The following is a 3,305-nucleotide window of genomic DNA, read 5'->3' as shown; positions in this document are numbered from 1 at the left end:
GACCAGTCAGCTTCCACGGTCACCAACCGGAGTCGGTGACCTCGGAGCCTTTCCGCGCCGCCGTCACCTGGTTGTAGTCCTCGGCGTCGGCGAAGGTCGGCGACTCCTCCTCCGCGTCGGCCTGCCGTTCCGGCGCGCCGGGCGGGGCGGTGGAGGCGCGCTGCGGCCGCGGAATCATGCTCGATACGTCGGGCATTCCCTCGACGATATCGGCCAGTTTCGGCAGTCGCGAACGCTGTTCGGACAGCGGGGCCATGAGTTCATTTGTCTTGCGGGTGATCTCGGCGGCCGCCTGCTGTGCGGCGGCGGTGATCGCCGCGGCGATCTCGCTGTAGCTGAGGTCGTCGATATCGGCGGAGAACTTGGTTTCGATGACGGTGCCGTCCGCGTTGACCGTCACGGTGACGCGCTTACCCCGCGCCGACGCGGTCGCGGTGAGCTGGGCCCGCTGCCGCTGAATCCGCCCGATACCGGCCATCTGCTGCTGGAAGGTCTCCAATGCGGCGGCCATATCCGCCGCGGCCTGCTCATTCCTCATCGCTGTCCTTACGCCAACTCGACCGGGGCGCAATCATCCACGCGCCACCGAACTGCCACGGTCCGCCCGTTATTCGCTCTGCCGCAGCAACCGCTGGAACTCTTCTTCGGTCAGCTGTTCCTTGAGTTTGGTCAACCGCGCGCCGTCACGCTGGCCACCTGCGATCTGGCCGCAGCGGTCCGCCATGTCATCGGTGCCCTTGCCCATGTTGTCGCAGGCCTCGACGAAATCACCGGCGAACTGCGCGCCGAATTTGTCATCGCCCCAGGCCATGCTGCCGGGTAGAAGCGCGGCGTCGAACCGGCGCCGGGCGCTCTGCAACGCGGACTGCACCCCGTCCATGGCCTCGGCCGCCTTGGGCAGCGAGTCCGGGTCGACTTCCTTCTTGTCCGCCATATCGAGCCCTCAATCTGCTGTCCTGCAACCTCGTTTGGATCATCCCATGAACGACGCAGGTCGCACAGGTGAATTCTGCACGAAGTTACCGAAGGGTTCACCGACTGACGCGCGTGACCCCGGACACGGCCGAGACCGCGCACGTCCGAGGGGGTTTCGTCCCCGAGGAATAACGGCCCATCGGGCTCACTCGCGTGATGTCCCGGTAATCCGGATGGACCCGGTCCGAAACATCCCCCGCGGCACCGGTATCGGGTTACGACGTGCCGCGGCGGCTGTTGACCTCGTCGATCATGCGTTGCAGGTGGGCATCGCCCGCGGCCGCATTCGTGCCGTCGAGCTGACCGGCGAAGGCGATGCGCGCCGCGGCGACCAGCGCATCGGAGATATTCGGGTAGGCCCTGGCGATATCGACCAGGGCACTTTCGGTATCGAGGTCGAGTCCGGTCCCCGAGCGCATACCGCCGCCAGAGACCACCGAGGTGAGCTCGCTCTCGAAGCTCTCGCGCAGTTCGTCGTCGGTGGGGTATCGGTTGCGGGCCATCGAATCTCCTCTTCTCGCTCGGACCGGGGCCGCCCCGCAACCCCGTTCGATGACGGAACCGGCGGCAGCCTCCGGTGAAAGTCGACCGAGTCGGGCCTTGTCAGGCCTCCACGGAGCCGTGGCGGCGCTGGAACCGCTGCTCGAAGTCGGCGATGTAGATCGAAGGCGCCACCGAGGACGAAGACTGTTCCAGCACACCGTCATCGGCGATATAGAAGATGGCGCGGCCGATCGAGATCTCGCCCGGCTGGGTCGGGACGAAGACCATCCAGCCGATGCTGATCCGATCGGCGCGCAAATTCTCCAACGGATAGCCGCTGGTATCCATGCCCTGGTCCAGGATGAACTGACGGACCCGGGCGATCGCGTCATCCTGCGACATCGGCTCGGGCAGCGTCAGCGTGACACCGGCCATGGTGAGTTGGTAGAAGGCGCTGTCGATATCGAACGATGTGTCGTCGCCGAGAACATCGGTGAGCGTATCGCGGGTGACCACGCCGACCTCGGCCGCGGAGACCAGCGTCGCCACCGCCTCGCGCTGCCGGTCCGTCGGCTGATCCGCGATCAGGCCGGACACCACGTCGACCACCGTGTCCGCGGTCCAGATGCCGGGCACCGCATCGGCCAGCGCATCCGCCGTCGGCGATTCGCCGCGGTACCAGTTCCCGCCCTCCCACCAGTAGCAGAACGACAACAGGCCATTGGCGGCACGGGGATTCAACACCGGATTCGCGACCCACTCCGGAGCACCCGCGTACATCCGCGGCATCGGCTCGCCGCCGTTGTAGGTGGCGTCCAGTTCGGGCGCGTTCCAGACGCCGCCGGAGAGCACCGCCCGCCCACCGGGCAGCACATACAGGGTGGAACCGCTGCGCCTGCTGCCCTCGAAGAAACCCAGCGCGGGCAGTACCCGCGGACCCCATTGCGAACCCGCCGCGACGAAGGCAGCCGCCATCACTGCCCAGCGCGCCCACATCACCGGGAATGCCGGAAAGTCCCGCTGCGACAAGACACCTCGGATGCCGGCCTCGCGATCGACTCGGGCCTGCTCGGCGGCCAGATTGGCCGGGCGTGACTGCCTGCCGCCGTGACCGACATAGGCGGCCAGCCAAACCGGCAGTGCCTCACGGGGATACGCCTCCAGATCGGCGGCGTAGACCTCCGGCGGGAACAGCTGGTCGTCCTGGAACGGCTCGTCACCGTAGTCGTAGTCGACCTCGATCTCACCGGCATTGCTCAGCGAAAGCAGCAGCCGCCACCACGGACCGTCGCTCAGTTCCGCCGAGATATGCCGCTGCTCGCGTACCAGGGCGAGCACCTCCGCCGGCGGCTGGATACGCACCGAACGCTGCTCGTCATCGGAGAAGAAGACCTGGGCCAGTTCGGCGGTCGTGGTCATCACGAACAGCGAATTCAGCTGGCTCCACCCCTGCGGTCCCAATGCGGCCAGCTCGCGGGCGATCTGATGGGTGAGCTGGGTGGCCCGCTGTGCGACATCCACCGTCGGGGTCTCCTCGACCACGGTGAAACCCACATCCGGGTCGTCGGTGTTCTCCTCGAAGCTCTTCATGAATTCGTCCATGAAATCCTCTTCGGGGTTCGAGCCGGGGGGCGCTGATTCGGGTTGCGCGTTATCCGGAGCCGACTCGTCGCGGGGCTGGTCGTCGCGGGCCTCGTCGTCTGGTCTGGTCACGTCGCAGCAATCTCCTCATCTGTGCACCGGACGCCCACCCGATCACGCGGGACAGGCGGGCGTGTCTTGGTGCCCGAGCCGTATTACTCGACCCATCCTGACACAGCGACCGGGTCGGCGGACCGGTAACTTTG

At 66.7% G+C, this 3,305-nt stretch carries 4 protein-coding genes; all 4 read right to left on the bottom strand.

The window, feature by feature from the left end; all coding sequences use genetic code 11:
- Window positions 1-19: 19 nt before the first annotated feature.
- The 4 genes from AB0H61_RS06575 to AB0H61_RS06560 all read right to left on the bottom strand — a co-directional run bounded on the left by AB0H61_RS06575 (window position 20) and on the right by AB0H61_RS06560 (window position 3,171).
- A complete protein-coding gene (locus AB0H61_RS06575; protein WP_357300162.1) occupies window positions 20-538 on the bottom strand; it encodes a YbaB/EbfC family nucleoid-associated protein in 519 nt (172 codons plus the stop codon).
- Between the two features lie 69 nt (window positions 539-607).
- A complete protein-coding gene (locus AB0H61_RS06570; RefSeq protein ID WP_357300159.1) occupies window positions 608-934 on the bottom strand; it encodes a hypothetical protein in 327 nt (108 codons plus the stop codon).
- Between the two features lie 256 nt (window positions 935-1,190).
- The gene (locus AB0H61_RS06565; RefSeq protein WP_357300157.1) at window positions 1,191-1,478 is read right to left on the bottom strand and encodes a hypothetical protein; all 288 of its coding nucleotides are present in this window, start codon (window positions 1,476-1,478) and stop codon (window positions 1,191-1,193) included.
- Between the two features lie 100 nt (window positions 1,479-1,578).
- Window positions 1,579-3,171 (bottom strand): hypothetical protein, encoded by a 1,593-nt coding sequence (locus AB0H61_RS06560; protein ID WP_357300154.1) that lies wholly within the window; start codon window positions 3,169-3,171, stop codon window positions 1,579-1,581.
- Between the last annotated feature and the right edge of the window lie 134 nt (window positions 3,172-3,305).

This window comes from Nocardia sp. NPDC050710 (genome assembly GCF_040654375.1).
Lineage (GTDB): Bacteria > Actinomycetota > Actinomycetes > Mycobacteriales > Mycobacteriaceae > Nocardia.
This window is presented reverse-complemented; position numbering and strand designations above follow the sequence as displayed.